The sequence below is a fragment of the Sandaracinobacteroides sayramensis genome (genome assembly GCF_022014495.1).
GTDB lineage: Bacteria > Pseudomonadota > Alphaproteobacteria > Sphingomonadales > Sphingomonadaceae > Sandaracinobacteroides > Sandaracinobacteroides sayramense.
This window is the reverse complement of the sequence record NZ_JAKLSQ010000019.1, coordinates 180,793-205,008: the sequence shown is the minus strand read 5'-3', so window position 1 is coordinate 205,008 and position 24,216 is coordinate 180,793. Positions and strand designations below refer to the sequence as shown.

Below are 24,216 nucleotides of genomic sequence, written 5' to 3'. Positions count from 1 at the left end.
GGCGGCGGCGGGCGCGGCCGCTGCGGGCGCCGCCGCGACCGGGGCGGGGGCGGCGGCCACTACGCCGCCAAGCTGGCGGGCGACGCGGATGGCGCGGTCGCCGTCCTGCACTTCGATTTCGGAGAGGTTGGTATCGTCCAGCAGGGCGGCGAGCTGGCGGACCAGCTCCAGCTCTACCCGCATCTTGTCGGCTTCCGCCTTGGGAGCAGCCATTCCTTGTCCTTCTTATGTTCGGTGATTTAGCGCGCGCTTTGCCGCATTGCGGCGGCCGCGTCCAGCGCGAGCGCATAGCCCCGGGCGCCGAAACCCTGGATGACGCCCGCCGCCACCGGGGATATGTGGCTGATGTGGCGGAAGGATTCGCGCGCGGCGGGGTTGGAGAGATGCACTTCGATGACCGGCACGGCGATCGACCTGATCGCGTCGCGCAGCGCCACCGAGGTGTGGGTGTAGGCGCCGGCGTTCAGGATCACGGCGGTGATGTTGGTGGCGCCGGCCTCGTGCAGCCAGTCGATCAGATGGCCTTCGTGGTTGGACTGGCGCAGATCGACGATGAGGCCGAGGCGGTCGCCCTGTTCCGTCAGCGCTTGCGCTATGTCGTCGAGCGTGGTGGCGCCATAGACCTCCGGCTCGCGGGTGCCGAGGAGGTTCAGATTGGGGCCGTTCAGCACCATCACGATGTTGCGGGTTTCTGCTGGCAAAACATCCCTCCGGTTGAGCCTTGCGTTCGGGGGCTTATAGAGGCTTCCATGCAAATCGCCATCATGTTGAACGGAGAGCGGCGCGAGACGCCGCAGGGAACCACGGTCGCGGCGCTGGTGGAGGCGCTGGAACTGGCGAAGGGGCGGGTGGCGGTGGAGCGCAACCGCGAGATCGTGCCGATGAGCCTGTGGGGGGATGTGGTGCTGGAAGAAGGGGACAGTCTGGAAGTGGTGCATTTCGTGGGCGGCGGTGAGGACGACGGCTGGACGGTGGCGGGGCGGACCTTCCGTTCCCGGCTGATCGTGGGGACGGGCAAGTATAAGGATTATGCGCAGAATGCCGCTGCGGCCGAGGCGGCCGGCGCCGAGATCGTGACGGTGGCGGTGCGGCGGGTGAACCTGACGGACAGGTCCCAGCCGCTGCTGACGGATTATGTGAAGCCGGACCGCTTCACCTATCTGCCGAACACCGCCGGCTGCTTCACCGCCGACGACGCGCTGCGGACGTTGCGGCTGGCGCGGGAGGCGGGCGGCTGGACGCTGGTGAAGCTGGAAGTGCTGGCCGACCCGAAGACGCTGTTCCCCGACGTGATCGAGACCATCCGCGCGACCGAGGTGCTGGTGAAGGAGGGGTTCGACGTGATGGTCTACACCTCCGACGATCCGGTGGTGGCGAAGCGGCTGGAGGAGGCTGGGGCGGCGGCCATCATGCCGCTGGGGGCGCCGATCGGCTCCGGGCTGGGTATCCAGAACCGGGTGAACATCCGGCTGATCGTGGAGGCGGCTAGAGTGCCGGTTCTGGTGGACGCGGGCGTCGGCACGGCGAGCGACGCGGCGATCGCCATGGAGCTGGGCTGCGACGGGGTGCTGATGAACACCGCAATCGCCGAGGCCAAAGACCCGGTGCGGATGGCGCGGGCGATGAAGGCGGCGGTGGAAGCCGGGCGCGACGCCTATCTGGCCGGGCGGATGGGGGTGCGGCGTTACGCCGACCCGTCGAGCCCGCTGGCCGGGCTGATCTAGGCTTCGGCGATGTCGCTTCACACCTGGTGGCTGTTCGTGGTCGCCGTGTTCCTGCTTTCGGGCACGCCCGGGCCGAACATGCTGCATATCCTTTCGCGCAGTGTCGATCTGGGGGTGCGGCGGGCGGTGTTCGCGATGGCGGGGTGTCTGGCGGCGGTGACGCTGGTGCTGGTCACCTCGGCGGCGGGGCTGACCGCGCTGCTGCTGGCGGTGCCCGGCGCCTTCGAGGTGCTGCGCTATCTGGGCGTCGGCTATCTCGTCTATCTGGGGGTGAAGGCGTGGCGGGCGGAGGTGGAGCCGGTCTATACCGAGGAGGGCGCCTTCCTGCCGCCCGAGGTGTCGGCGGCGCGGCTGTTCCGGGCCGGGTTCGCCATCGGCATCAGCAACCCGAAGCTGCTGCTGTTCGCCGCCGCCTTCCTGCCGCAGTTCGTGAATCCGCGGATGTCCGAGGCGCCGCAGTTCGCGATACTGGTGGCGACCTTCGCGGCGCTGGAGTGCTTCTGGTACTTCGTCTACGCGCTGGGCGGCCGGTCCCTCGCGCGGCACCTGCGCCGGCCGCCGGTGAAGCGCTGGTTCAACCGGCTGACCGGCGGAATCTTCATCGGCTTCGGACTGGCGCTGCTGAAAGCGAAGCCGACGGGGTGACGGTGGCGCTGGGCCGGGCTGGCGAGCGGATTGGCGGGTGGCCCGCGCCGCTGTGAGGAGCGGAGCGGGCCTGCTTGTTCGACGGAAGGGAGCGGCCCGGGTCAGGCGATGATCTGCGCCGGCTTGCGCCGCCGCAGGGCGCCGCCGACGAAGCCGAAGCCGGCGATCAGCATTGCCCAGGTGGCGGGTTCGGGGACGCCGCCGGGCGTGGGGTCGACAGATGTTGTGCCGGCCACATCCAGGATGATCCTGGCGCCCCGGCTGCCGACCAGGCCGGCGACATCGAAGTGAATGCTTTCAGCGGAAAAGCCGAAGGAAACGGGCGCCAGCGTGCTGGCCGCATTCACCGTGACGCCCTTGATCGGGCTTGCGCCCGAGAAGGCCAGCAGGAAGCCGTTGAAAGGCGCATTGCCATAGGTGGCGGATGTGAGGGCTTCGAAAATCACCTGCGTGTCGGTGACATCGATCTGGAAGTTCGGGCTGTTGAGTGAGCCCTGCGGAAATTCGATATCCGCCCCCACCACCAGCGGTCCCGATTGGGACCAGATGGTTTCGAGCGTGGGATACCGAAGGCTGGCCGTTACTTCGCTGCCAAGCAATGTCGCAGCGGCCGCCGGGCTGGAGGCGATGGCAGCGGTGGACAGCAACGCTGCCGCAATGATCCTGTTCATGGTCTTTCCCCTGTTTAGAATAGCCTGTTGCGTGGAAATCCTGGGGTCAGGCCGGCACGGCCCTGCGGCGGCGCATTGCCGAGCCGACGAGGCCGAAGCCGGCGATCAGCATCGCCCAGGCGGCGGGTTCGGGGACGCCGCCGGGGGTGCCGGGCACGACAGGATCGCCGATCACCACATTGTCGAATTGCAAGGAATAATTGCTCCACTCGCGCGTATTCGCGACACTGAAGGACAGAAGTCCGGCACGATTGAAGGTGAATGTCTGAAGCTCGCGGAGGTGGTCGAGATACACCGTTTCCGAGGTCCAGCCATCGACTGTATTGAAAAACAGGGTGGCGCCGATTGTAATATCTCCAGTGTTGAAAGCATCCGCAAGATCTATCGAAACGAGCTCGAAAGTGCTACCGTCAATCTTGCTTACAGTCACCATCGTATTAGTATTGGCAATTCGAAGAGTCTGCCCCTTAGGATCTGCATTAGGATGTTCACCTTGTCGAAGGATTCTATACGAATGAAGATTGTATGGAGGATTGCCTCCCCAGGCTGGACCTGCAACGAAGCGAAAGCCATCTATAGTCGGCCCGGTGTCCGTGTAATAATGTCCCGGCGTCGCATCGTCGAACGTGATCACCGCCGCCGCGGCGGGCGTGGCGAAAGTGGCGGCGCAGGCCGCAAGCAATGCAATTCTGACAATCTGCATGATATTCCCCTGTTGCTTGAAAGATGGACAACAAGAACGGCCGAGCCGATGTGATCGGCTCGGGTTTCGTTCTACAAGGCTTGCGAAACCGCCTCGCGCCGGCGGCGCATCGCGGAGCCGACGAGGCCGAAGCCGGCGATCAGCATCGCCCAGGTGGCCGGCTCGGGCACGCCGCCGGGCGTTCCCGGCACGACTGGGTCTCCGATCACGACATTGTCGAACTGAATCCGGTTCCACACCGTATGAAAGCTGAACGATAGCAGACCCTGACGGTTGGCGGTGAAAGTCTGTAGCCCGGGCGTGCCGTCTATCGTCACAACTTCTTCGCTGAAGCCTTCAGCCGTATTGAATCGGAAATAGACCAACTCGGCTCCCGCAGCCGAACCCCGGTTCCAACTATCGGCCAGACCGATCGAGACAAAATCGAACGCACCGCCGCCGATTTTCGTTACCGTCACAGCGGTTCCATGCCGCCCCTGGGTAACGGTCAGCCCCTCGGGGTCTGCGTTATAGCCATGACCAAGCGGGTTGATGTAAAAAGAGATATCCACTTCGTTGAAGCCGGGTGCGCCCCCAAGGCTGAAATGAAAGCCGTCCACGGCCAGTTCCCTGCCCTTGTTCCCGGGCGAAAGCTCATCGAAAGTGATGGTCAAGGCCGCCGCCGGGCTGGCGACGGCTGCTGTGGACAGCAAGGCTGCCCCGATGATCCTGATCATGTCTAAAATTCCCCTGTTGAAAAAAGACGTGCATCCCGCCTGCAAGCCCATGCCGGGCGGTGCGCCGATTCTGCCCGATGGCGCGAAAGCCTGTCATCATCAGGGCTGATGATGACGGCCGGCCGCGGCTGCGGGATTGGGGGCATATGGATCGGGGCGATCTGTTCGAGCATATCTATGCCGCCGTGGAGGACGATGCGGCGCTGGAGGCGTTGCCGCAGCGGTTCGCCGATCTCGTCGGCTGCCGTTCGGCGACGCTCATCCACGTCACCGCCGACGGCGCGCTGCGCAGCTTCCTTTCCAACTATTGGCCGGAAGAGATTCTGGGGCCTTATGTCGAGGGCGGATACGACCGCGAAGACCCCTGGGTGCCGGCGGCGACCGCGCCCGGGGCGCTGAACCGCATCCAGGCGCTGGACGCGCTGGTGCCGCCCGAGCGGGTGGTGAACAGCCGCTTCGGGGATTTCCACCGCGCGCGCGGCGACGACACCGCCCGCGCCGTCGGCGGGCGGATCCTGCTGGATGACGGGATGGTCGGCCTCGCGGCGCAGGCCGGCTTGCGGGCGCCGCCGTTCGAGGCGCAGCATGTCGCGCGGCTGCAGCCGCTGGTGCCGCACATCCGCCGCCTCTACGACCTGCGCCAGCGCCTTGCGGTAAGGGAAGGGCCGGCGCGGGCGGAGGCGCTGGCCGCCGAGGGGCTGATCGACGGGATGACCTGCGGCGTGATCCTAGCCGCTGCCAACGGGCGCATCCTCTTCCTGAACCGCACCGCCCGGCGCATGCTGGAGCGGAGCGGCGGCCTGCGCGTCACCGCCGGAATCCTCTGGGCGCCCGAAGCCGGGCCGCGGCTGGCGCGGGCGATGGCACTGGCCGCCGCGCGGCGCGGCGACGCCTTCGACGCGCTGGAAATCCGCGGCGGGGATGATATCGCCTGGCGCCTGTGCGTCTGCCCCTGGACGCTGGAAGGGCGAAGCTGCGCGCTCGTCACCATCGACGAGCCGCGCGCCGGCGCGCCGGGCGCCGCGCGTCTGGCCGGGCGGCTGCATGGCCTGACGGCGGCCGAGACCGCGATCCTCGACGCGCTGCTGGCCGGGCTGTCACCCGAGGAGACGGCGCGGCGGCGCGAGGTGTCGATCGCCACCGTCCGCACGCAGGTGCAGCAACTGCTGCGCAAGACGGGGACGAGCCGGATCGGCGAAATGCTGGCGCAGGTGGGACGCCTGCCGGCGCTCGGCCGGTTCGAGGAACCGGACGGGCGCTGAAGGGCGGCGCGGCTTATTCGGCAGCTTCGGCGTGGGCGCTGAGCGGGTTCTGGGGCGCGCTCTGGAGCGGCAGGTCCCCGAGCGCCAGGTCCTGGAGGCCGAGCCGCTCGAACAGGGCCTGGTCGGCGTTGGCGCCGGAATTGCCCGTGGTCAGCAGCTTGTCGCCGGTGAAGAGGCTGTTGGCGCCGGCGAGGAAGCAGAGGGCCTGGGTGCTGGCCGACATGCTCTCGCGGCCGGCCGACAGGCGGACCATCGACGCCGGCATGACGATGCGGGCGACGGCGACGGTGCGGACGAACTCGATCTCGTCGATCTCGCCGAGCGGCGTGCCGCGCAGCATGTCGCCCAAGGGGGTGCCGGCGACGGGGACGAGCTGGTTGATGGGAACCGATTCCGGGTGGGCGGGGAGCGTCGCCAGCGCATGCAGGAAGCCGATCCGGTCTTCGCGCGTCTCGCCCATGCCGACGATGCCGCCGCAGCAGACGGAAATGCCCGCCGAGCGGACATGCGCCAGCGTGTCCAGCCGGTCGTCGTAGCTGCGGGTGGTGACGACCCGGTCATAATATTCCGGCGAGGTGTCGAGATTGTGGTTGTAGTAATCGAGGCCGGCGTCGGCCAGACGGTCGGCCTGGTCCGGCGTCAGCATTCCGAGAGTCATGCAGGTTTCGAGGCCCAGCGCCTTCACTTCCCGCACCATGTCGAGGAGGGCGGGCATGTCGCGGTCCTTGGGCGAGCGCCAGGCGGCGCCCATGCAGAAGCGGCTGGAGCCGCCGTCGCGCGCGGCCTTCGCCGCTTCCAGCACTTGCGCGACGCCGGCGAGCTTGTCGGCCTTCAGCCCGGTTTCGTGCGCGGCGGACTGGCTGCAATAGCCGCAATTCTCGGCGCAGCCGCCGGTCTTGATCGAAAGCAGGGTGGAGCGCTGCACGCGGTTGGCGTCGAAACGGGCGCGGTGCACCTGCTGCGCCTGCCAGAGCAGGTCGTTGAAGGGCAGATCGAACAGCGCGGCGATTTCGGCCCGGGTCCAGTCGGTGCGGATATCCGGGGTCGGACGGTTCGTCATGCGCGCTTCTCCTGCTTTTCGGCAACCTGTGCTGCAACTGCACATGGGGTGGAGGCGGGTCAAGTGTTGGCGGCGGGGGTGGGGAGGGCAAAGCTGGACCCCGGGTCAAGCCCGGGGTGACGGGGTGGGGGAGTGGGGGGGCCTTCGTCTGGCGCGGGGTGACGAGCCTGGGGGGGTTATTGCAGCATGTGCTCGCCGTTCTCCCCGTTGGCGAAGCGCATCAGCGTGGTGAGCGTGCTGGTGCGCTGGGCCAGAGTCGGCGCTTCCAGCAGGGCCTGGCGCTCGGCCGGGGTGAAGGGGCAGACGGCGGCGAGCGTGTTGACGAGGCTTTCGTCGTCGGCGGAGCGCACCGCCTCCCAGTCGGCGGAGAGGTCCTGGGTTTCGAGATAGGCCTTCAGCGCGAATTCGAGATCGGCGCGGCTGGCGGCGGCCAGCGGCTGCGCCGGGCTCCAGTCGGCGGAGAAGGGGGCGTAATCGGCTTGCGCCTGCCGGTAGGCGGTGGGGGCGGCGAGCTCGTTCACCAGCCGGAAGCGGGCGAGGCCGGTCAGCGTGATGAGGAAGCGCCCGTCGCCGGTTTCGCTATATTGGGTGATGCGGCCGATGGAGCCGACGCCATAGAGCGGCGGGCGATCCTCCGCCCCGCCGGTGTCGGAGGGGAGGCGCGGCTGGATCATCGCCAGCATCTGGTCGCTGGCCATCGCGTCCGTCACCATGGCGAGGTAGCGCGGCTCGAAGATATTGAGCGGCATGATGGCGCGCGGCAGCAGGATCGCCCCCTCCAGCGGGAACAGCCGGACGGTCGCGGGAAGGTCCGCGAGGCTGCCGGGGGGATGGAGGGCCATGCGGCGGGTCTGCCGGGGCTTCAGGCGAACAGGATCTGCGAGAGCCGGCGGCGGGTGGCGATCGACCAGGGGTCGGAAAAGCCCTGCGCCTCGATCAGCTTCAGCAGATGCGCGCGGGCGGCGCCTTCGTTCCACTCGCGGTCGGCCTGGATCGCGGCCAGCAACTGGTCGGCGGCTTCGTCGCGGCGGCCGGCGGCGAAGAGGGCGTTGGCGAGGTCGATCCGCGCCTGATGGTCGGCCGGGTCGGCGGCGATTCGCGCTTCCAGCGCTTCCAGTTCGCCGGCGGGCGCGGCGGATTTCGCGAGATCGAGGGCGGCGCGGGCCTGATGCACGGCCTGGTCCTTCGAATCGGCGGGGAGGGCGGCGAGCGCGGCTTCGGCGGCCTCGATCTGGTCGAGGGCGAGCAGGGCGCGGGCGTAGCCGGCGACGATGTCCTCCCGCTCGGGCGCCTGTTCGGCGAGGGCGGCGAAGGCGTTGGCGGCTTCGGCGGCCTCGCCCTCGGCCAGGATGGCGTTGGCGGCTTCCACCAGCGCGTCGAGCGAGACTTCCTCTTCCGTCGGCGGCAGGACGGCGACGAGGCGCTCGATGAAGGCCTTGATCTCGCGTTCGGACTTGGCGCCGACGAAGCCGTCCACCGGCTGGCCGCCGAGGAAGGCGTAGACGGTGGGGACGGACTGGATGCGGAACTGCTCGGCGATCATCCGCTGCTGGTCGATGTCGATCACCACCTGTTTCGTGCGGCCCTGCCCGGCCTCGGCCACGGCCTTGTCGATCAGCGGCGCGAGCTGCTTGCAGGGGCCGCACCATTCGGCGGTGAAGCGCACCAGCACCAGTTGCGTAAGCGAGGCTTCGAGCACGTCGCGGCGGAAGGCGTCGACGAAGGCGCGGTCTTCCGGGGACATTCCGCCGAGGGGGGAGAGGGTGGCCAAGTTTCTGCTCCGCTTCTTGAGTTCAGGCTTTCGCATATGGGCGTGCATTATTGCAGATGGAAGGGCTTGCATGCGGCGCGATGCCCCGCTAAAGCCGCGCCTCACCCCGGCGGGACCGCTGTTCGAAGCGGCCCCGGCCAGATGACCAGGACGCGGGCGTAGCTCAGGGGTAGAGCGCAACCTTGCCAAGGTTGAAGTCGAGGGTTCGAATCCCTTCGCCCGCTCCATCTTTCCGGACGACCTTCGCGAACGGCAGCCCGCCGGCGGCAGGCGTTACCTGCCGATGCTGTAGCGGCCCTGGCCCGGCGCGGCGCCTGGAATGAAGCTGCAGCCCTTGATGCCCTGGCAATGGGTGCGGGTCTCTATGTCCTTGCCGACGCCCTGCAGCGTCTGCATCAGGCCATTTTGCGCCTGCACCATTTCACCGAAGACGCGCATCGTGGTGATGTCCACCAGGCTGGCGAAGACCAGCGCCTGCTCGGCCGGGGTGGCGTTGCGCACCTGGTCGGTGAAATTGGCCGGCAGGCCCTGCAGATGCTCGGTCACCCCCACCGCATACAGCATCTTCATCACCCCGCCCCAGCGGCGGTAGTCGCTGCCGGGCATCAGATACAGCTCGGTGGCGTAAAGGCCGCTTTTCTTCCCCATGCCGGTGACGGCGAACAAGGACATGGGAACGCCGGCGATCACCGTGCTGCCGGCCGTGGCCCACCCCTTGGCCTTCGGCCGGCTGAGGACGGCATAAGTCTCGATCTCGCGCGTGGCGACATGGCTGGCGGAGGCGACGCCGGCGCGTTTCAGCGCCGCGTCGAAGGCCTTGCGCGGGTCCACCGGCTGCGGGCCGAACTCCAGCTTCAGATAGCGCGGCGAAGCCGGGTCCGCCGGGCGGGCGGACCAGTCGAACGGGCCGTTGCGCGTCCAGCCGACGAATTCGCCTTCGCCGCCGGGATTGCGGCGGATCTGGAAGGAAGGATAGGATTCGCGCGCCGCCGGCGCGGGCTGGGCGGGGACGGCCATCACCAGCGCGGCCAAGACGAACAGCGCGCGCAGGGGCTTTCGATTGGGCATCCTTTTCCGATCGCTCGCGGCTATGATTTTGCGTTGTCGAAACTGCTGCTCCACCATGTCATCCTGATGAAAGGGCGCGCGCTTTGCCGCCCGAAGCCGGCGTCCGGCCGCACCGGCGGCGGATGGGAAGGCCAGAGGGGAGGGAGGACGGCATGGAAATCCGCGCGGCGGTTCTGGGGCAATGTGGCGGGCATCGGCGGCCCTATGGCGCGGGCGAGCCGCTTGCGCTGAAGGCCCTGGAGCTGGACCCGCCGAAGCCGGGCGAGCTGCTGGTGCGGATCGATGCCGCCGGGCTTTGCCATTCCGACCTTTCCGTCATCAACGGCGACCGGCCGCGCCCCATGCCCATGGCGCTGGGGCATGAGGCGAGCGCCACCGTGCTGGCGCTGGGGAGCGCCGACGAGCGGCAGTTCGCCGTGGGCGACCGGGTGGTGCTGGTGTTCCTGCCGGCCTGCGGCGAATGCGTGCCCTGCCTTTCGGGCGAGGGCTATCTCTGCGCCGATGGCGCGGCGGCGAATGGCGAGGGGCGGTTGCTGCAAGGCGGCGTGCGGCTGCACGATGCGGGCGCGCCGGTGAAGCACCATCTGGGGGTTTCGGCCTTCGCCAGCCATGCGGTGGTGGACAGGCGCTCCGCCGTGAAGGTGGACGCCGATGTTCCGCCGGAAATCGCCGCGCTGTTCGGCTGCGCGGTGCTGACAGGGGTTGGCGCGGTGCTGAACACCGCCGGGGTGAAGGCGGGGGAGTCGCTGATCGTCTATGGGCTGGGGGGCGTCGGCCTGTCGGCGCTGCTGGGGGCTTTGGCGGCGGGCGCGCAGCCGGTGATGGCGGTGGACCCCTCGCCGGAGAAGCGGGCGCTGGCGCTGGAACTGGGCGCGGCGCAGGCGGTTGCGCCCGGGGAGGCCGCCGGCCTGCCCAGGGCGGATGTGGTGATCGAGACGGTGGGGCGCGCGGCGGTGCTGGCGGACGCCTATGCCGCCGCCCGGCGCGGCGGACGGGTGGTGACGGTGGGGCTGCCCAATCCGGCGGAGATGTTGAGCATCCCGGCGGTCTCGCTGGTGGCGGACGCCAAGACGCTGATGGGGAGCTATATGGGCTCGTCGATCCCGGCGCGGGACATTCCGCGCTATCTGGCGCTGTGGAAGGCGGGGCGGCTGCCGGTGGAGCGGCTGCTGACGTCGGTGAGCCCGCTGTCGCGGATCAACGCGCTGATGGACGAATTGGCGGACGGGCGGGCGGTGCGGCAGATCGTCGTGCCGGATTGAGGGGGAGAATTCCGATCCGCCCGCGGAGGGCGGGTTTTCGGAAAAACGGATGTCCGGCCCCTGATTTCGCGGGCGCCATGTCACATTCGGACCGGCTTGCCTGTCATCCCCTTTGCAACCCCAATTCGCAGGAGATGATGATGGCCAGTTCGAAAACCGCAGCGATCGACCCGCAAGCCAAGTGGCTGACCTTGATCAACGTCTATGAGGTCGAGCCCGACAGGCAGGCCGATCTCGCCAGGGCCCTGTCGGAATCCACCGAAAGCCGCATCAGGCATCAGCCCGGTTTCATATCTGTCAGCATTCACAGCAGTCTCGACGGCAAGAAGGTCGTGAACTACGCGCAATGGGCATCCAGGGCGCATTTCGAGGACTTCCTGAAGAAGCCGGAAACGCAGGCGCAATTGAAGCAGTTCGCCGGCCTTGCGAAATCGGTTTCCCCGGGCCTCTATCGCGTCGACGCCGTTCACGCGGACCAGTGAGGGGCGGCAAGGTCTCAACCGAATGCGCGACATCGCCGACGCTGCGTCATTCCACGAAATTCGCCCCCGCCTCATCCGGCTTGCCTATCGGATGCTGGGCTCGGTGACGGATGCCGAGGATATCGTTCAGGAGGCCTGTCTGCGCTGGCTGGCGTCCGACCGCGAGGCGGTGCGCCAGCCGGCGGCGCTGCTGCGCACCATCGTCACCCGCCTCTGCCTGAACGAGCTGAAATCCGCGCGCCGGAAGCGGGAAACCTATATCGGCCCGTGGTTGCCGGACCCCATCCTGGATGCGGCGGAGCCAGACTCGATCGACGATATCACGCTTCCGCTGATGCTGGCGCTGGAGCGCCTTTCGCCGTTGGAGCGGGCGGCCTTTCTGCTGCACGATGTTTTCGGCATGGGGTTCGCGGATGTCGCCGGCGCGCTGGACCGGGATCCCTCGGCCTGCCGCAAGCTGGCCAGCCGGGCGCGTGAGCATGTCCGCGCGGCACGTCCGCGCTTTCCGGTGACGAAGGAACATGGGCAGGAGATCGCCGCCGCCTTCTTCGCCGCCTCGCGCAGCGGCGAAATGGAGAAGCTGCGCCTGCTTCTGGCCGACGATGTGACCGCGAGCACGGACGGCGGCGGCAGGGTGCCGGCCTCGCCACGCCCGCTGGTCGGGGTCGCCGAGGTGGTGGCGCGCCATGCCCGACTCGCGCGCGACTTCGAGCAGGCGCCGTCGCTTCTGATAGGCTATGCCGTGATCGACGGGCTGCCCGGATTCATTTCCATCGAGGGCGGCGGGATCGTGCAGACGACCGCCCTGCAGGTCGAGGGGGGCAAGATCGCCGCGATCTACATCATGCGAAATCCGGAGAAGTTGCGGCATCTGGATCTTGCGTCGTTGAGCCGGGGCCGGGCGGGATCGGGTTTTTCAGCTTGAGTGGCGGATTGTCGGGGCGGTTCTTGCGGGACGCCCTAACTCCAGCTCCTGCGTTCAAGGGGGTTACGCCTTCAGGCGGGTCAGGGCTTCTTCGCGGCCGATGAGCGGCAGGAGGGCGGCCATGTCCGGGCCGTGGGGCTGGGCGGTGAGCGCCAGGCGCAGCGGCATGAACAGGGATTTACCCTTGCGGCCGGTCTTTGCTTTCAGCGCCTCGGTGAGGTCGGCCCAGGCGGTGGGGCCGAAGGGTTGGGATTCGAGGACGGCGGCGGCTTCGTGGAGGAAAGCCTTGTCTTCTTCCGGCTGGGCGGGGGCTTCGATGGGGCCAGTTATCACCGCCTTCCACTGCTCGGCCTCGGCGACGCTGGCGATGTTGCCGCGCACGGCGTTCCATTCGGCTTCGCTCAGGCGGGTGCGGCCGGCGATGGCCGCGTGCGCCGTCTGGTGCAGGATGCTGGCGTTCAGGCGCTCCAGCTCCGCCTCGTCGAAGCGGGCGGCGGCGCGGCCGAGGTTGCCGATGTCGAAGGTTGCGAGGAGCGGCGCGTCGGAGGTGACCGGCTCCACCGGCAGCGAGGTGCCGAGGCGGGCAAGAAGCGCCTTCACCGCGATCGGCTCGATCCCGCGCGCGCGGAAGTCGGCGACGCCGATCGAGCCGAGGCGCTTGGAAAGCGCCCCCTCGGCCCCGGTCAGCAGCGCGGCGTGGCCGAAGAGCGGGGCCGGCGCCCCCATGGCCGCGAACATCTGCAACTGGATGCCGGTGTTCGTCACATGGTCCTCGCCGCGCACGACATGGGTGATGCGCATGTCCACATCGTCAATGACGCTGGGGAGCATGTAGAGCCAGCTTCCGTCGGCGCGGCGGATCACCGGGTCGGACAGCGAGGCCGGGTCTATGTGGCTGGGGCCGCGCACGAGGTCGGTCCATTCGCGCGGCAGCGCCGGGTCCAGCCGGAAGCGCCAGTGGGGCTTGCGGCCTTCGGCTTCGAAACGGGCGTGGTCTTCGTTGGTGAGCGCCAGCGCGGCGCGGTCGTAGACGGGCGGCAGGCCGCGGCCGAGCAGCACCTTGCGCTTCAGTTCCAGCTCTTCGGGCGTTTCATAGGCGCGGTAGACGTGGCCGGCGGCGGCGAGCTGGTCCAGAACCTCTTCGTAGCGCGCCATGCGGGCGGACTGCTTTTCCTCCGTGTCGGGGTCCATGCCGAGCCAGGCCAGGTCTTCGCGGATCGACTGGGCATATTCCTCGGTCGAGCGGGCGGTGTCGGTGTCGTCGAGGCGGAGCAGGAAGCGGCCGCCGGCCTGCCGGGCCAGAAGCCAGTTCAGAAGCGCGGTGCGGACATTGCCGACGTGAAGCCGGCCAGTTGGGGAGGGCGCGAAGCGGGTGACGATCATGGGGCCGCGATAGTCCTGTCGGCGGGTGGACGCAATTGCCGGTGGGTTGGCGGTAGCGACGTTGCGGTTGAGGGGGCTCTGCCCCCTCAAGCTCCCCCGGCCCCACCCCATGAACAAGTTCATGGGGACCCCGGGACAGGGAGCCGTGCTTCCTGCACCCCCGATTCGACATGAGATGCGGCGAGGCCGCGCGGATGGTTGAGTTTACTGCCTGCGGCGCTGATTGGGGGGGCTGCTGCTGCTTCCACCCGTCACCCCGGGCTTGACCCGGGGACCAGCTTCCTCGCGCGCCGGCGTTGGCGGGTCATCTTCGAGTGGTGGGGCAAACAGCTGGACCCCGGGTCAAGCCCGGGGTGAAGAGGGGTGGAGCGCCGCAGGCAATTGGCTGCATTCCTGTGCACGACCTGGCCGGTTTCGCGCTGACGCGGGAAAAGAGGGTGCAGGGAAATCATTTCCCTGCTGGGTCCAGGGCGAAGCCCTGGCCGCCGGAGGCTGCCCAAGCTGGACGGTGGACGCCCCCACCCCAACCCCTCCCCTGACAGGGGAGGGGCTTTTTTCCCCATCAGCGGCTTTGGAACTTGGTGCCTTTGGGGACTTCGACGGGCGTGAACTTGCCGAGCGTGCAGGAGCCGAAGCTGGTGCGCGTCATGGTGTCGACGAGGTCGAAGCTGTCCATCTCGCAATATTGGCTGCCGCTCGTCTGGTTGCGGAAGACGAGGACGCGGTCGTCGCGCAGCCCCGGGCAGGAGGAGCGCAGGTCGTTGCGATACCATCTGTTCGCGCTTTCGCGGAACATCAGCGCGTCGGAGCCGGCCTTCACCGTGCTGACGCCGTTGCTGGGGATGCAGTTGCGCGGCTCGCCGGTGGCTTTCAGCGTGGCGGGGTCGGTGGGCGGGGTCTTGTCCTTCGCGGTGGCGGCGGTGGCGCCGAGCGCGAGCCCGGCGGCGACCAGCGCGGCGGCGATGGCGCGCATGCGATCAGAATGCATCTTTTGCTCTCCTCCTGGCCCCCAGTTCCTCCGCCGATTGTGCGCGCACAAAGGGGTTGGTCGCAAGCTCTTGCGAAAGCGCGAAGGGCACGGTCGGGCGGTTTTTCGCGCGGGCGGCCTGAACCTCGGCATAACGCGCGGCGAGCGCGGCGTTTTCCGGCTCGACGGTGACGGCGAAGCGGGCGTTGGAAAGCGTGTATTCATGGGCGCAGCAGACGGTGGTTTCGCCGGGCAGGCGGGCGAGCTTGCCGAGGGCGCGGAACATGTCTTCGGGCGTGCCTTCGAACAGGCGGCCGCAGCCCATGGCGAACAGCGTGTCTCCGGGGAAGAGGATTTGCGCGGCGGGGAAGTGGAAGGCGATGTGGCCGGCGGTGTGCGCGCCGACGAACAGCACGTCGGCGCTGTGCGCGCCGAGCGTCACCTCGTCTCCCTCGTCCACGGCGCGGTCGAGGCCGGGAATCTTGTCGGCCTCGCGCGCGGGGCCGACGATGGCGCAGCCGGTCGCCTGCTTGACGGCGAGGTTGCCGCCCACATGGTCCGGGTGCCAGTGGGTGTTGAGGATGTGGCTGACCTCCAGCCCCTTTTCCGCCACCGCCGCCAGCACCGGCGCGGGGTCGCCCGGATCGACCACGGCGACCGTGCCGGGCGCATATTCGAACAGCCAGATGTAATTGTCCGCGAAGGCGGGGAGGCGGTGGAGGGCGGCGGGCATCACCAGCTGCCGATGTTCGGGGCCGAGGCCCAGGGTTCGGTGGGCGGCAGGCGCTCGCCCTTCTGCAGCAGTTCGACCGAGATGCCGTCGGGCGAGCGGACGAAGGCCATATGGCCGTCGCGCGGGGGGCGGTTGATTGTGACTCCGCCGTCGGCGAGGCGCTGGCAGGCGGCGTAGATGTCCTCCACCTCATAGGCGAGGTGGCCGAAGTTGCGGCCGCCTCCGTAGCCCTTCTCGTCCCAGTTGTGGGTGAGTTCGACCTGCGCCGATTCGTCGCCGGGGGCGGCGAGGAAGATGAGGGTGAAGCGCCCGGCCTCCACATCGTAGCGGCGGACTTCGTTCAGGCCCAACAGGTTGAAGAAGCGGATGGTTTCCACCGGATCGGAAACGCGGATCATGGTGTGGAGATATTTCATGCGGGCGGCCTTTGTTTAAGTTCGCGCCCTCATACCCTTGCGGCATGCCGACAATCCAGCCCGGCGTTCGGGCGACAGAAAAGCTGGACCCCGGGTCAAGCCCGGGGTGACGAGATGTGTGTGCCCGACACCCACGCATGCGCTTCCCGGCTTGACATGGAGGATGCAAAGCGCAGCATGGGCGCAGGCTCATATGGAAGGCTGACGCCGTGGCGGACTGGCAGAATAACAGGGTTTTCCCGGGCGCGCTGATCGGCCTGGGGCTGGCTCTGGCGGGGCTGTTCGTGGCGCAGGGGCTGGCTGGCGTGCGCAACGGCCCCTCGGTGGTGACGGTGCGCGGCGTTTCCGAGCGCGACGTGGTGGCGGACCTTGCCACCTGGACCATCGCGACGCAGGCCAATGGCTCCGATCTGGCGATCGTGCAGGGCAAGGCCGACGCCGATGCCGACGCCGTGCGCAAGTTCCTGAGCGCAAACGGCTTCACGGCCGAGGAGATCCAGCCGCGCGGCTCTTCGGTGAACCAGTATTTCGACAACAGCCGCGGGCAGCTGAACATCACCATCCGCCAGCGCTTCCTGGCGCGCACCACCAATATCGAGCGGATGCAGAAGGCGTTCGCCAATCAGGCGGAGATGATCCGGCAGGGCGTGGCGCTGGACAGCGACATGGGCGGGGTGAGCTACAGCTTCACGAAGCTGAACGACGTGAAGCCGGAGATGATCGCCGAGGCGACGAAAAGCGCGCGCGAGGCCGCCGGGCAGTTCGCGCGCGACAGTGACACCAGGGTGGGCGGGATCCGGCAGGCGACGCAGGGGCTGTTCTCCATCACCGGGCGCGACGGCGAGACGGGGATGGGAACGGACACGCCCTATCAGAAGGTGCGGGTGGTGACGACGGTGGAGTTCAAGCTGGACTGATCAGCGATGGGTGATCTCCTCCGACCAGGGCAGCGGCCAGCCGTCCCGCCAGAGGATGGCGCCATGGGCGGCGATCACCACCAGCAGGATGGCCGAGAGGATCATCACATAGTCCCACGGCAGGAAGCTCAGCCGGCCGATGCCGCGCCGGGCGTGCAGCCGCCCGGCGAGGATGAGGAGGGCCAGCATCAGGCCGCCGGCGACGAGGGTGAATGTCCAGCCCATGGCTTGCTTCTAGGAGCCAGGGCTTTATCTGGCGAGATGCCGTTTGGCGGAGGGAGAAGGCGAATGATGAGGCTTCGTATCGCAGCGCTTGTGGCCGTTGCCACGCCTTTGCTGGCCGTCGCCGTGCCGGCGCAGGCGGATGCAGGGACGGCGGCGCTTCTGGACAAGGCCATCGCCGGCAGCCATCGCAGCGAGGCGAACCGGGCGCGCGACGCATATCGCCACCCGAAGGAGACGCTGCTGTTCTTCGGCCTGAAGCCCGAGATGACGGTGGTGGAGATATCCCCCGGCGGCGGCTGGTATTCCGAGATCCTGGGGCCGGTGCTGAAGGACAAGGGGCGCTATGTCGCCGCCCATAACGACCCGGCCGGCTCCGCCGGGGCGCAGAAGTCCCGCGCGGCCTTCGTGGAGCGGGTGGAAGCGAACCCGGACGTGTTCGGCAAGCCTGTCGTCAGCAGCTTCGGCAAGGGGATCGAGGGCCATATCGCCGCCCCCGGTTCCGCCGACATGGTGCTGACCTTCCGCAACGTCCACAACTGGCGCGGGGCCGGTTTCGCCGAGGAGGCGTTCAAGGCCTTTTACGCGGCGCTGAAGCCCGGCGGCGTGCTGGGCGTGGTGGAGCATCGCCTGCCCGAGGGCCGGGCGGACGATGAGGCGAGCCTGCGATCGGGCTATGTGAAGCAGAGCGAGGTGATCCGGCTGGCGCAGGCCGCCGGCTTCAGGCTGGACAAGGCGAGCGAGGTGAACGCCAACCCGCGCGACACGGCCGACCATGAAAAGGGCGTCTGGACGCTGCCGCCCACCTATGCGCTGGGCGACACCGACCGGGCGAAATATGCGGCGATCGGCGAAAGCGACCGGATGACGCTGAGGTTCGTGAAGCCGGCGAAATGACGTTCGGGAGCTGGGGTTAAGCCGCGGTTCAAGGCGTGGGGCACAGGCGATTGGCATGCCGATCCCGCTTCGACCGGTGCCGTGCCCTCTGTCGAGTGCCGCCGCGGACCATGACTAGCCTGCTGTTGCGCCTGGCCGCCCTGGCGCTGGCGCCGGCCGCCTTCGCGCAGCCGGTTCCGGCGCAGGCGGGCACCGGGCAATTGGGCGTGGTGCCGGTGCGGCCGCAGCCCCCGGCCGAACAGGAGGACTGGGTGGCGACCCGTTCCAGCAGTTCGGGCTGCATCGATGTCGCGCGGATCGGCGGGGCGGTGGTGATCGATTCCCGCAATCTGGACGTGGTGATGCGCGGCGGACAGCGCTTCCGGCTGACGCTGGCGCAATCCTGCCCGCAGCTCAGCTATTATGGCGGCTTCTATTACAAGCCGACGCAGCCGGGGAAATTCTGCGCCGGGCGCGACCGGGTGATGGCGCGGGAGGGCGGGGCCTGCCGGGTGAGCCGCATTTCCGAGCTGAAGAAGGCGAAGCCCAGCCGCCGGTAACGGCCGCCGGCACCCTGTTGGCAGCTATGTTGCCGAAAAGTGACAGAGTGTAACCATCACTTCGGTTAGGGGGTATGGGCGCCTATGCGTCTGGACAAGCCCCTGGGCTGCTGATTGAATGCGGCTTGTCGGCCTGGGGAGGACCGACGGGATATCAGCAGCCGCCGCCAAGGTGGCCGGGCCGTTCTTCGGCCACCGTCAGCCTCGCCAGTCCCGCAGAAGCGGGAGCCTCGCAAGAAGGAGGCCGATAAGGGAGTAAAGGCCTTGGGAGAGGCCTAGGGGAGGTACAATATGAACGCATCGAAGCTGGCGATCCGCGCTGCGCTGATATCGGCTGTGTCTGTCCAGGGGCTGACGGGCTTCGCCGCCGCAGCCCAGACGGCGGGCGGCGAGAGCGGGGTGGAGGACATCATCGTGACGGCGCAGCGGCAGGCGCAGAGCCTGCAGGACGTGCCGATCGCGGTTTCCGCCTTCTCGTCCGAGGCGCTGCAGGAAAAGCAGATCAACAACGCCGCCCAGCTTCAGCTCAGCCTGCCGAACGTCACCTTCGCCAAGACCAATTTCACCGGATCGAGCTTCACCATCCGCGGCATCGGCGACCTCTGCGTCGGCGTGACCTGCGATGCGGCGACCGGAATCCACATGAACGACCTGCCGCTGTCCGCCAGCCGGATTTCCGAAGTCGAATATTTCGACATGGAGCGGATCGAGGTGCTGCGCGGGCCGCAGGGCACGCTGTTCGGCCGCAACGCCACTTCGGGTGTCGTCAACTTCGTGACCGCGAAGCCGCGGCTGGGCGAGTTCGGCGCCAGCGGCGAGGCCACCTACGGCAATTACAACGAGATCCGCTTGCAGGGGATGGTCAATGTCCCGCTCGGAGACCGGGTGGCGGCGCGCATCGCCGGCTTCTACCTGAACCGCGACGGCATGACCGAAAACCTCTACGACGACAGCCGGATCGACGGGCGGGACATGTATGCCCTGCGCGGCTCGCTGCTGTTCGAGCCCGGCGACGACACCAGCATCAGCCTGATGGGCTATTATTTCCGCGAGAAGGACGACCGGCTGCGCATCCAGAAGCAGATGTGCCAGCGCGACCCGACGGGCGTGCTCGGCTGTCTGCCCGGAAGCCGCCAGTTCGGAACCACCAACGGCAATTCCACCATCGCCTCCATCCTGTCGTCGCGCGAGCTGCTGCGCATCAACGGCGGGGCCGGGCTGGGCGCGGCGCTTTCCGCCCTAGGCCTGGGCAGCCTCTACGGCCCAGACGTGTTCGCGAACGTCACGCCGCTCACCGACCCGCGCCAGGTGAGCACCGACTACACGCCCAGATACTTCGCCGAGGAGATCATCCTGCAGGGCAAGATCGAGCATGACTTCGGCGCGGTCCGGGCCAAGCTCTCGGGCCAGTGGCAGAGCAGCAAGGTCGACAGCTCGCAGGATTACAACCTCTCCGTGCAGAATGGCGCCGGCTTCGCGACCGGCCTCGGCACGCTCGCGGCCTATGCCTCGGGCGCCTTCGGCCCGGCCTTGCAGCAGTTCGCCAATGTGCAGAAGATCCTCTCGAACGGCAATTACTGCACCTCGCTCGCCGAGCCGACCGGAACCGGCGCCTATGCCGGCCATTCGCTCTGCTCGGCCACGCCGCAGGATTTCGACCGTTCGAACCAGGACCAGACGGCCTGGACGGTGGAAGGCATCGTCTCCAGCCAGTTCGACGGCCCGTTCAACTTCCTGGTGGGGGCGATCTACAACAATGTCACGCTGACCGAGAACAGCTATTATGTGAATTCGTTCGGCCTCGACTATGCGAGCGGCGTGCTGGGCGTCGCCACCGCGATCGGCCAGCAGGCGGCCGGCAACACCGCCTTCCCGGCGACCTTCATGGCGACGCCCATGTATCGCAACAATTCCGACCATTTCACGCTGAAGTCCTGGGGCCTGTTCGGGGAGGCCTATTATGAGATCAACGATACGCTGAAGCTGACGGTCGGCCTGCGCTACAACGACGACCGGAAGTTCATCCGCGCCCGCAACACGCTTCTGAGCTTCCCGGCGCCCTTCGGCGTGGCGGACGCCTTCGATTCGCCCTTCGTCGGCAATTTCGATGCCGATCCGGGCCTGCCGGGAACCCAGCTCTGGCAGGAGCGCAGCGTGCATTTCAGCGAATTCACCGGCCGGGCCGTGGTCGACTGGAACATCACCGACGACAATATGGTCTATGCCTCCTATTCGCGGGGCTACAAGTCGGGCGGGATCAACCCGCCGCTGGCGCCGGTGTTCGAAGTGTCGGACAGCTTCGCGCCGGAATTCGTGGACGCCTTCGAGATCGGCTCGAAGAACCGCTTCATGGACGGCACGCTGCAACTGAACCTCACGGGTTTCTACTATAAATACAAGGGCCTGCAGCTCAGCCGCATCGTGGCGCGGACGTCGGTGAACGACAATGTGAACGCCAACATCTATGGGGTGGAAGCCGAGGCGATCGCCCGGCCCATTCCGCCGCTGGCGATGAACATCTCCTTCTCCTGGCTCAACGCCAAGGTTTCGCAGGACAAATATCTGGCCAATTCGCGCGACCCCTCCGGCGGCCGCGGCGACGCCGTCATCATCAAGGACATCACCAACGGCTCCAATTGCGCCGTGGTTCCGAAGGTGACCGGCTCCAACGCGGCGGCGACGCATGTGACGGTGGTCAATTCGGTCATCTCCGGCGAGAATCCGGGGCTGCTGAGGGGGCCGGCGGCCTTCCCGTCCGACAGCGGCCTCGCGCCCGGAACGCTCGGCGCCTATTCGATCTGCGCCCAGCTCGCCAACGCCGCCTTCCCGACCGCCGCCGCCGTCGACGTGCTGAGCGCCGGGGTGGAGGTGAACATCAACGGCAACAAACTGCCGCAGGCGCCGGACTTCAAGGTCTCGACCGGGGTGCAGTGGACGCAGGAGTTCGCGAGCGGCATGACGCTGGTGCCGCGCTTCGACCTCAACTTCGTCGGCCAGAGCTATGGCAACATCTTCAACGGCAATGCGAACCGCATCCCTTCCTATGTCGTGATGAACGCGCAGGTGCAGCTGAACGCGGCGGACGGGCGCTGGTTCGTGCGCGGCTATATCCAGAACATCGCCGACAACAATGCGGTGAACGGCCTTTATGTGACCGACGCCTCGTCGGGGCTGTTCACCAACATCTTCACGCTGGAGCCCCGCCGTTTCGGGGCGACGCTGGGCTTCAACTTCTAGGGCTTTCCGGGGCTGGGGAGGACGGGCTGAATCATCGCCCGCCCGAGGGGGGAGCGGGAAACCGCTTCCCCCTTTGCCTTTTCGCCGCCTGATTGCAGGCCCGATTGCAGGCCCGATTGCAGGCATGTCGAGCGGCGCTCTTTCCAATTGTTGCGCCAGACTGTATGGCCCGCCGGTGTCGCACTGCGGTTCGCCGGCCGTGTTCCCGGGCGGATGGGCCTTCTCAAGGATAAGACTTGCCCTTTTCTGACCTTCATCTGTCCGACGCCCTTCTGAAGGCCGTGGCCGACAGCGGCTATACCGAGCCGACCGCAATCCAGGCGGCCGCCATCCCGCCCGTGCTGATGGGCAAGGACCTGATCGCCGTCGCGCAGACCGGCACGGGCAAGACGGCAAGCTTCGTGCTGCCGATGATCGACATATTGGCCGAGGGGCGCAGCCGGGCGCGGATGCCGCGCAGCCTGATCCTGGAACCGACGCGCGAACTGGCCGCGCAGGTGGCGGAGAATTTCGAGAAATATGGGAAGTATCACAAGCTTTCCATGGCGCTGCTGATCGGCGGCGTGGCCTTCGGCGACCAGGACAAAGCGCTGGAAAAGGGCGTGGACGTGCTGATCGCCACCCCGGGCCGGCTGCTGGACCAGCACCAGCGGGGCAAGATCCTGCTGTCCGGCGTGGACGTGCTGGTGATCGACGAGGCGGACCGCATGCTGGACATGGGGTTCATCCCCGATGTCGAGAAGATCTGCACCCTCATCAAGGCCGAGCGGCAGACGCTGCTGTTCTCCGCCACCATGCCGGCGCCGGTGAAGAAGCTGGCGGACCGCTTCATGTCCAACCCGAAGACGGTGGAAATCGCCCGGCCGGCCAGCACCAACAAGGATATCGCCCAGTCGCTGGTTTCGGTTTCGCAGCGCGGCAAGCGGGAATTGCTGCGCGACCTGCTGCACGAAGAAGAAGTGAAGACGGGCATCATCTTCTGCAACCGCAAGACGATGGTGCGCGACCTCGCCTCCAGCCTGAAGCGGCACAAGTTCAAGGTGGGGCAGATCCACGGCGACATGGACCAGCCGGACCGAATCCGCGAGCTGGACCGCTTCAAGGACGGGGAGATCAACATCCTCGTCGCCTCCGACGTGGCGGCGCGCGGGCTGGACATCAAGGGCGTCAGCCATGTGTTCAACTTCGACGTGCCCTGGCACCCGGACGATTATGTCCACCGCATCGGCCGCACCGGCCGCGCCGGGCAGAAGGGCGTGGCCATCACCCTGGTCTCGCCCGAGGACGAGGAAGCGATCCACAATGTCGAGAAGCTGACCGGCCAGAAGATTCCCCGCCGGCAGCCGGCGGACGGCGGCGCGCGCGAGGCGGATGCGGCGGAAGAGGCCGAAGAGCGGCGCGCGGACGAGAGGCCCGAAGGGCGCGGCGGGCGTGGCGCGCGCAATCGCGGCGGCTCCAGGGATGGCGGGCGCAAGGATGAGGGCCGCACCGAAGATGCGGCCGAGCGGGAGAAGCCCGCGCGCGAACGGCCGGAGCGGGATCGGCCGGAGCGGGATCGGGGCGAGCGCAAGGCGCGGGGGCGGCGCGACGATCGGCGGGAGGAACGCGGGGAAGAGCGTCCGCGCGAGGACCGGCGCGAGCCGGCGCAGGCGCCGGGCTTCGGCGAGGAGGGGATTCCCGCCTTCCTGCTGGTCAGCGCCACCCGCAGGGACTGAGCGTTTTCCGCAGGACGGGGGAAACCCTCGCCTTTTGCCGAGCGGCGGGCCCGATGCCGGCCGCGCTAGAGCCATGACCTCTAACCTTGGGAGGATCGAGATGGGCTTCAAGCATATTCTTTGGGACGAGGCCGATGGCGTGGCCACCCTGACCATCAACCGCCCGGACCGGCTGAACAGCCTGGACATGGACGTGCTGGCGGAAATGATCGAGGCCGTGGACCGGATCCGCGACGGCCTGTCCCCGGCGCGCTGCCTGGTGCTGACGGGGGCGGGGCGGGGGTTCTCGTCCGGCGCGGACCTGTCCTCCGGCGGGGCCGGCGCGGCAATGGGCGACGGCCCGGTGGACGCTGGCAAGGTGCTGGAAACGCATTTCAACGTGCTGCTGGAGCGGTTGTTCGCGCTGCCCGTGCCCTTCGTGACGGCGGTGAACGGGCCGGCGGCCGGGGCGGGCTGTTCCTACGCGCTGGCCGGCGACATCATCGTCGCGGCGAAATCCGCCTATTTCCTGCAGGCGTTCGTGAACATCGGGCTGGTGCCGGACGTGGGCTCGACGTGGATGCTGCCGCGCATGGTGGGCCGGGCGCGGGCGACGCGGATGATGATGCTGGGCGAGCGGATTCCAGCGGAGCTGGCCTATGAATGGGGCATGGTGTCGGAAGTGGTGGAGGACGCCGACCTGCTGCCGCGCGCACAGGCGATCGCCGGCAAGCTGGCGAAGGGCCCGACGCGGGCGCTGACGCTGATCCGCAGCGGCATCCGCGATTGCCTAGACCGGACGCTGACCGAAGCGCTGATGCTGGAGCGGCGCAACCAGATGGCGGCGGGGCGCAGCCCGGACTTCGCGGAAGGGGTGCAGGCCTTCCTGCAGAAGCGGCCGGCCGAGTTTAGCGGAAAATAG

26 protein-coding genes, 1 tRNA gene and 1 pseudogene are annotated in these 24,216 nt (G+C 67.9%); 14 read left to right on the top strand and 14 right to left on the bottom strand.

The window, feature by feature from the left end; all coding sequences use genetic code 11:
- A pseudogene (locus tag L6Q21_RS14470) lies at nucleotides 1-213 on the bottom strand (acetyl-CoA carboxylase biotin carboxyl carrier protein); the annotation flags it as partial.
- A gap of 26 nt (nucleotides 214-239) precedes the next feature.
- Complete coding sequence (gene aroQ, locus L6Q21_RS14465) at nucleotides 240-674, bottom strand: type II 3-dehydroquinate dehydratase (protein WP_237831480.1); 435 nt, start codon at nucleotides 672-674, stop codon at nucleotides 240-242.
- A 75-nt stretch (nucleotides 675-749) separates the two neighbouring features.
- Between aroQ and thiS the strand changes: the two genes are divergently transcribed.
- Nucleotides 750-1,724, top strand: a complete 975-nt coding sequence (gene thiS / locus L6Q21_RS14455) for a sulfur carrier protein ThiS (protein WP_272492467.1) — start codon at nucleotides 750-752, stop codon at nucleotides 1,722-1,724.
- A 9-nt stretch (nucleotides 1,725-1,733) separates the two neighbouring features.
- Nucleotides 1,734-2,369: a LysE family translocator gene (locus L6Q21_RS14450; protein ID WP_237831471.1), complete on the top strand. Its 636-nt coding sequence runs from the start codon at nucleotides 1,734-1,736 to the stop codon at nucleotides 2,367-2,369.
- Between the two features lie 101 nt (nucleotides 2,370-2,470).
- Here L6Q21_RS14450 and L6Q21_RS14445 read toward each other — a convergent pair whose 3' ends face one another.
- From L6Q21_RS14445 to L6Q21_RS14435, 3 genes are all read right to left on the bottom strand, one after another.
- Complete coding sequence (locus L6Q21_RS14445; protein ID WP_237831470.1) at nucleotides 2,471-3,040, bottom strand: PEPxxWA-CTERM sorting domain-containing protein; 570 nt, start codon at nucleotides 3,038-3,040, stop codon at nucleotides 2,471-2,473.
- A 46-nt stretch (nucleotides 3,041-3,086) separates the two neighbouring features.
- A complete protein-coding gene (locus tag L6Q21_RS14440; RefSeq protein WP_237831469.1) occupies nucleotides 3,087-3,743 on the bottom strand; it encodes a PEPxxWA-CTERM sorting domain-containing protein in 657 nt (218 codons plus the stop codon).
- A gap of 71 nt (nucleotides 3,744-3,814) precedes the next feature.
- On the bottom strand, nucleotides 3,815-4,459 hold the full coding sequence (locus tag L6Q21_RS14435; RefSeq protein ID WP_237831468.1) for a PEPxxWA-CTERM sorting domain-containing protein: 645 nt from the start codon (nucleotides 4,457-4,459) through the stop codon (nucleotides 3,815-3,817).
- Between L6Q21_RS14435 and L6Q21_RS18020 the strand changes: the two genes are divergently transcribed.
- Both L6Q21_RS18020 and L6Q21_RS14430 read left to right on the top strand, forming a co-directional pair.
- Nucleotides 4,446-4,568, top strand: coding sequence for a hypothetical protein (locus L6Q21_RS18020; protein WP_255696912.1), 123 nt, complete (start codon nucleotides 4,446-4,448; stop codon nucleotides 4,566-4,568). The two genes, L6Q21_RS14435 and L6Q21_RS18020, sit on opposite strands and share 14 nt — an antisense overlap.
- 37 nt (nucleotides 4,569-4,605) lie before the next feature.
- On the top strand, nucleotides 4,606-5,721 hold the full coding sequence (locus L6Q21_RS14430; protein ID WP_237831467.1) for a helix-turn-helix transcriptional regulator: 1,116 nt from the start codon (nucleotides 4,606-4,608) through the stop codon (nucleotides 5,719-5,721).
- 13 nt (nucleotides 5,722-5,734) lie between these two features.
- Here the strand turns inward: L6Q21_RS14430 and bioB are convergent, their stop codons facing one another.
- From bioB to L6Q21_RS14415, 3 genes are all read right to left on the bottom strand, one after another.
- Complete coding sequence (gene bioB / locus L6Q21_RS14425; RefSeq protein ID WP_418895829.1) at nucleotides 5,735-6,826, bottom strand: biotin synthase BioB; 1,092 nt, start codon at nucleotides 6,824-6,826, stop codon at nucleotides 5,735-5,737.
- Between the two features lie 131 nt (nucleotides 6,827-6,957).
- Nucleotides 6,958-7,623, bottom strand: coding sequence for an LON peptidase substrate-binding domain-containing protein (locus L6Q21_RS14420; protein ID WP_237831465.1), 666 nt, complete (start codon nucleotides 7,621-7,623; stop codon nucleotides 6,958-6,960).
- A 20-nt stretch (nucleotides 7,624-7,643) separates the two neighbouring features.
- Nucleotides 7,644-8,525: a tetratricopeptide repeat protein gene (locus L6Q21_RS14415; protein WP_237831464.1), complete on the bottom strand. Its 882-nt coding sequence runs from the start codon at nucleotides 8,523-8,525 to the stop codon at nucleotides 7,644-7,646.
- Between the two features lie 179 nt (nucleotides 8,526-8,704).
- Between L6Q21_RS14415 and L6Q21_RS14410 the strand changes: the two genes are divergently transcribed.
- Nucleotides 8,705-8,779 (top strand) — tRNA-Gly (locus tag L6Q21_RS14410).
- Between the two features lie 46 nt (nucleotides 8,780-8,825).
- Here L6Q21_RS14410 and L6Q21_RS14405 read toward each other — a convergent pair.
- Nucleotides 8,826-9,620 (bottom strand): hypothetical protein, encoded by a 795-nt coding sequence (locus L6Q21_RS14405; RefSeq protein WP_237831463.1) that lies wholly within the window; start codon nucleotides 9,618-9,620, stop codon nucleotides 8,826-8,828.
- A gap of 152 nt (nucleotides 9,621-9,772) precedes the next feature.
- Between L6Q21_RS14405 and L6Q21_RS14400 the strand changes: the two genes are divergently transcribed.
- The 3 genes from L6Q21_RS14400 (at nucleotide 9,773) to L6Q21_RS14390 (ending at nucleotide 12,289) form a co-directional block, all read left to right on the top strand.
- The gene (locus tag L6Q21_RS14400) at nucleotides 9,773-10,882 is read left to right on the top strand and encodes a zinc-binding dehydrogenase (protein ID WP_237831462.1); all 1,110 of its coding nucleotides are present in this window, start codon (nucleotides 9,773-9,775) and stop codon (nucleotides 10,880-10,882) included.
- Between the two features lie 134 nt (nucleotides 10,883-11,016).
- Nucleotides 11,017-11,364: an antibiotic biosynthesis monooxygenase family protein gene (locus L6Q21_RS14395; RefSeq protein WP_237831461.1), complete on the top strand. Its 348-nt coding sequence runs from the start codon at nucleotides 11,017-11,019 to the stop codon at nucleotides 11,362-11,364.
- Between the two features lie 22 nt (nucleotides 11,365-11,386).
- Nucleotides 11,387-12,289, top strand: coding sequence for a sigma-70 family RNA polymerase sigma factor (locus L6Q21_RS14390; protein ID WP_237831460.1), 903 nt, complete (start codon nucleotides 11,387-11,389; stop codon nucleotides 12,287-12,289).
- Nucleotides 12,290-12,352: 63 nt separating this feature from the next.
- On the opposite strand, the gene gltX is transcribed toward L6Q21_RS14390, so the two are convergent.
- From gltX to L6Q21_RS14370, 4 genes are all read right to left on the bottom strand, one after another.
- Nucleotides 12,353-13,672, bottom strand: coding sequence for a glutamate--tRNA ligase (gene gltX / locus L6Q21_RS14385; RefSeq protein ID WP_237831459.1), 1,320 nt, complete (start codon nucleotides 13,670-13,672; stop codon nucleotides 12,353-12,355).
- A 562-nt stretch (nucleotides 13,673-14,234) separates the two neighbouring features.
- A complete protein-coding gene (locus L6Q21_RS14380) occupies nucleotides 14,235-14,660 on the bottom strand; it encodes a DUF6491 family protein (RefSeq protein ID WP_237831458.1) in 426 nt (141 codons plus the stop codon).
- Nucleotides 14,650-15,372 carry a hydroxyacylglutathione hydrolase gene (gene gloB, locus L6Q21_RS14375; RefSeq protein WP_237831457.1) on the bottom strand — a complete coding sequence of 241 codons (723 nt, stop codon included), beginning with the start codon at nucleotides 15,370-15,372 and terminating at the stop codon, nucleotides 14,650-14,652. Before gloB ends, L6Q21_RS14380 begins: the two co-directional genes overlap by 11 nt.
- Complete coding sequence (locus L6Q21_RS14370; protein WP_237831456.1) at nucleotides 15,372-15,788, bottom strand: VOC family protein; 417 nt, start codon at nucleotides 15,786-15,788, stop codon at nucleotides 15,372-15,374. Before L6Q21_RS14370 ends, gloB begins: the two co-directional genes overlap by 1 nt.
- A gap of 209 nt (nucleotides 15,789-15,997) precedes the next feature.
- Between L6Q21_RS14370 and L6Q21_RS14365 the strand changes: the two genes are divergently transcribed.
- Nucleotides 15,998-16,705, top strand: a complete 708-nt coding sequence (locus L6Q21_RS14365) for an SIMPL domain-containing protein (RefSeq protein WP_237831455.1) — start codon at nucleotides 15,998-16,000, stop codon at nucleotides 16,703-16,705.
- Here L6Q21_RS14365 and L6Q21_RS14360 read toward each other — a convergent pair whose 3' ends face one another.
- Complete coding sequence (locus tag L6Q21_RS14360) at nucleotides 16,706-16,930, bottom strand: hypothetical protein (RefSeq protein ID WP_237831454.1); 225 nt, start codon at nucleotides 16,928-16,930, stop codon at nucleotides 16,706-16,708.
- 63 nt (nucleotides 16,931-16,993) lie between these two features.
- On the opposite strand from L6Q21_RS14360, the gene L6Q21_RS14355 reads away from it, so the two are divergent.
- The 5 genes from L6Q21_RS14355 to L6Q21_RS14335 all read left to right on the top strand — a co-directional run bounded on the left by L6Q21_RS14355 (nucleotide 16,994) and on the right by L6Q21_RS14335 (nucleotide 24,216).
- Complete coding sequence (locus L6Q21_RS14355) at nucleotides 16,994-17,824, top strand: class I SAM-dependent methyltransferase (protein WP_237831453.1); 831 nt, start codon at nucleotides 16,994-16,996, stop codon at nucleotides 17,822-17,824.
- Between the two features lie 110 nt (nucleotides 17,825-17,934).
- Complete coding sequence (locus L6Q21_RS14350) at nucleotides 17,935-18,363, top strand: hypothetical protein (RefSeq protein ID WP_237831452.1); 429 nt, start codon at nucleotides 17,935-17,937, stop codon at nucleotides 18,361-18,363.
- A gap of 291 nt (nucleotides 18,364-18,654) precedes the next feature.
- A complete protein-coding gene (locus L6Q21_RS14345; RefSeq protein ID WP_237831451.1) occupies nucleotides 18,655-21,600 on the top strand; it encodes a TonB-dependent receptor in 2,946 nt (981 codons plus the stop codon).
- Nucleotides 21,601-21,836: 236 nt separating this feature from the next.
- A complete protein-coding gene (locus L6Q21_RS14340; RefSeq protein ID WP_237831450.1) occupies nucleotides 21,837-23,315 on the top strand; it encodes a DEAD/DEAH box helicase in 1,479 nt (492 codons plus the stop codon).
- Nucleotides 23,316-23,415: 100 nt separating this feature from the next.
- Nucleotides 23,416-24,216 (top strand): enoyl-CoA hydratase-related protein, encoded by an 801-nt coding sequence (locus L6Q21_RS14335; protein WP_237831478.1) that lies wholly within the window; start codon nucleotides 23,416-23,418, stop codon nucleotides 24,214-24,216.

Bases quoted from the DNA above. Each gene is read 5' to 3' on its own strand.
- L6Q21_RS14400 (WP_237831462.1), top strand. From the start codon at position 9,773: ATGGAAATCCGCGCGGCGGTTCTGGGGCAATGTGGCGGGCATCGGCGG.
- L6Q21_RS14380 (WP_237831458.1), bottom strand. From the start codon at position 14,660: ATGCATTCTGATCGCATGCGCGCCATCGCCGCCGCGCTGGTCGCCGCC.
- L6Q21_RS14445 (WP_237831470.1), bottom strand. From the start codon at position 3,040: ATGAACAGGATCATTGCGGCAGCGTTGCTGTCCACCGCTGCCATCGCC.
- L6Q21_RS14420 (WP_237831465.1), bottom strand. From the start codon at position 7,623: ATGGCCCTCCATCCCCCCGGCAGCCTCGCGGACCTTCCCGCGACCGTC.
- L6Q21_RS14405 (WP_237831463.1), bottom strand. From the start codon at position 9,620: ATGCCCAATCGAAAGCCCCTGCGCGCGCTGTTCGTCTTGGCCGCGCTG.
- gltX (WP_237831459.1), bottom strand. From the start codon at position 13,672: ATGATCGTCACCCGCTTCGCGCCCTCCCCAACTGGCCGGCTTCACGTC.
- L6Q21_RS14440 (WP_237831469.1), bottom strand. From the start codon at position 3,743: ATGCAGATTGTCAGAATTGCATTGCTTGCGGCCTGCGCCGCCACTTTC.
- L6Q21_RS14350 (WP_237831452.1), top strand. From the start codon at position 17,935: ATGACTAGCCTGCTGTTGCGCCTGGCCGCCCTGGCGCTGGCGCCGGCC.
- L6Q21_RS14450 (WP_237831471.1), top strand. From the start codon at position 1,734: ATGTCGCTTCACACCTGGTGGCTGTTCGTGGTCGCCGTGTTCCTGCTT.
- L6Q21_RS14360 (WP_237831454.1), bottom strand. From the start codon at position 16,930: ATGGGCTGGACATTCACCCTCGTCGCCGGCGGCCTGATGCTGGCCCTC.
- L6Q21_RS14370 (WP_237831456.1), bottom strand. From the start codon at position 15,788: ATGAAATATCTCCACACCATGATCCGCGTTTCCGATCCGGTGGAAACC.
- thiS (WP_272492467.1), top strand. From the start codon at position 750: ATGCAAATCGCCATCATGTTGAACGGAGAGCGGCGCGAGACGCCGCAG.
- L6Q21_RS14345 (WP_237831451.1), top strand. From the start codon at position 18,655: ATGAACGCATCGAAGCTGGCGATCCGCGCTGCGCTGATATCGGCTGTG.
- gloB (WP_237831457.1), bottom strand. From the start codon at position 15,372: ATGCCCGCCGCCCTCCACCGCCTCCCCGCCTTCGCGGACAATTACATC.
- L6Q21_RS18020 (WP_255696912.1), top strand. From the start codon at position 4,446: ATGATCCTGATCATGTCTAAAATTCCCCTGTTGAAAAAAGACGTGCAT.
- L6Q21_RS14435 (WP_237831468.1), bottom strand. From the start codon at position 4,459: ATGATCAGGATCATCGGGGCAGCCTTGCTGTCCACAGCAGCCGTCGCC.
- bioB (WP_418895829.1), bottom strand. From the start codon at position 6,826: ATGTGCAGTTGCAGCACAGGTTGCCGAAAAGCAGGAGAAGCGCGCATG.
- L6Q21_RS14355 (WP_237831453.1), top strand. From the start codon at position 16,994: ATGATGAGGCTTCGTATCGCAGCGCTTGTGGCCGTTGCCACGCCTTTG.
- aroQ (WP_237831480.1), bottom strand. From the start codon at position 674: ATGGTGCTGAACGGCCCCAATCTGAACCTCCTCGGCACCCGCGAGCCG.
- L6Q21_RS14335 (WP_237831478.1), top strand. From the start codon at position 23,416: ATGGGCTTCAAGCATATTCTTTGGGACGAGGCCGATGGCGTGGCCACC.
- L6Q21_RS14430 (WP_237831467.1), top strand. From the start codon at position 4,606: ATGGATCGGGGCGATCTGTTCGAGCATATCTATGCCGCCGTGGAGGAC.
- L6Q21_RS14415 (WP_237831464.1), bottom strand. From the start codon at position 8,525: ATGTCCCCGGAAGACCGCGCCTTCGTCGACGCCTTCCGCCGCGACGTG.
- L6Q21_RS14395 (WP_237831461.1), top strand. From the start codon at position 11,017: ATGATGATGGCCAGTTCGAAAACCGCAGCGATCGACCCGCAAGCCAAG.
- L6Q21_RS14390 (WP_237831460.1), top strand. From the start codon at position 11,387: ATGCGCGACATCGCCGACGCTGCGTCATTCCACGAAATTCGCCCCCGC.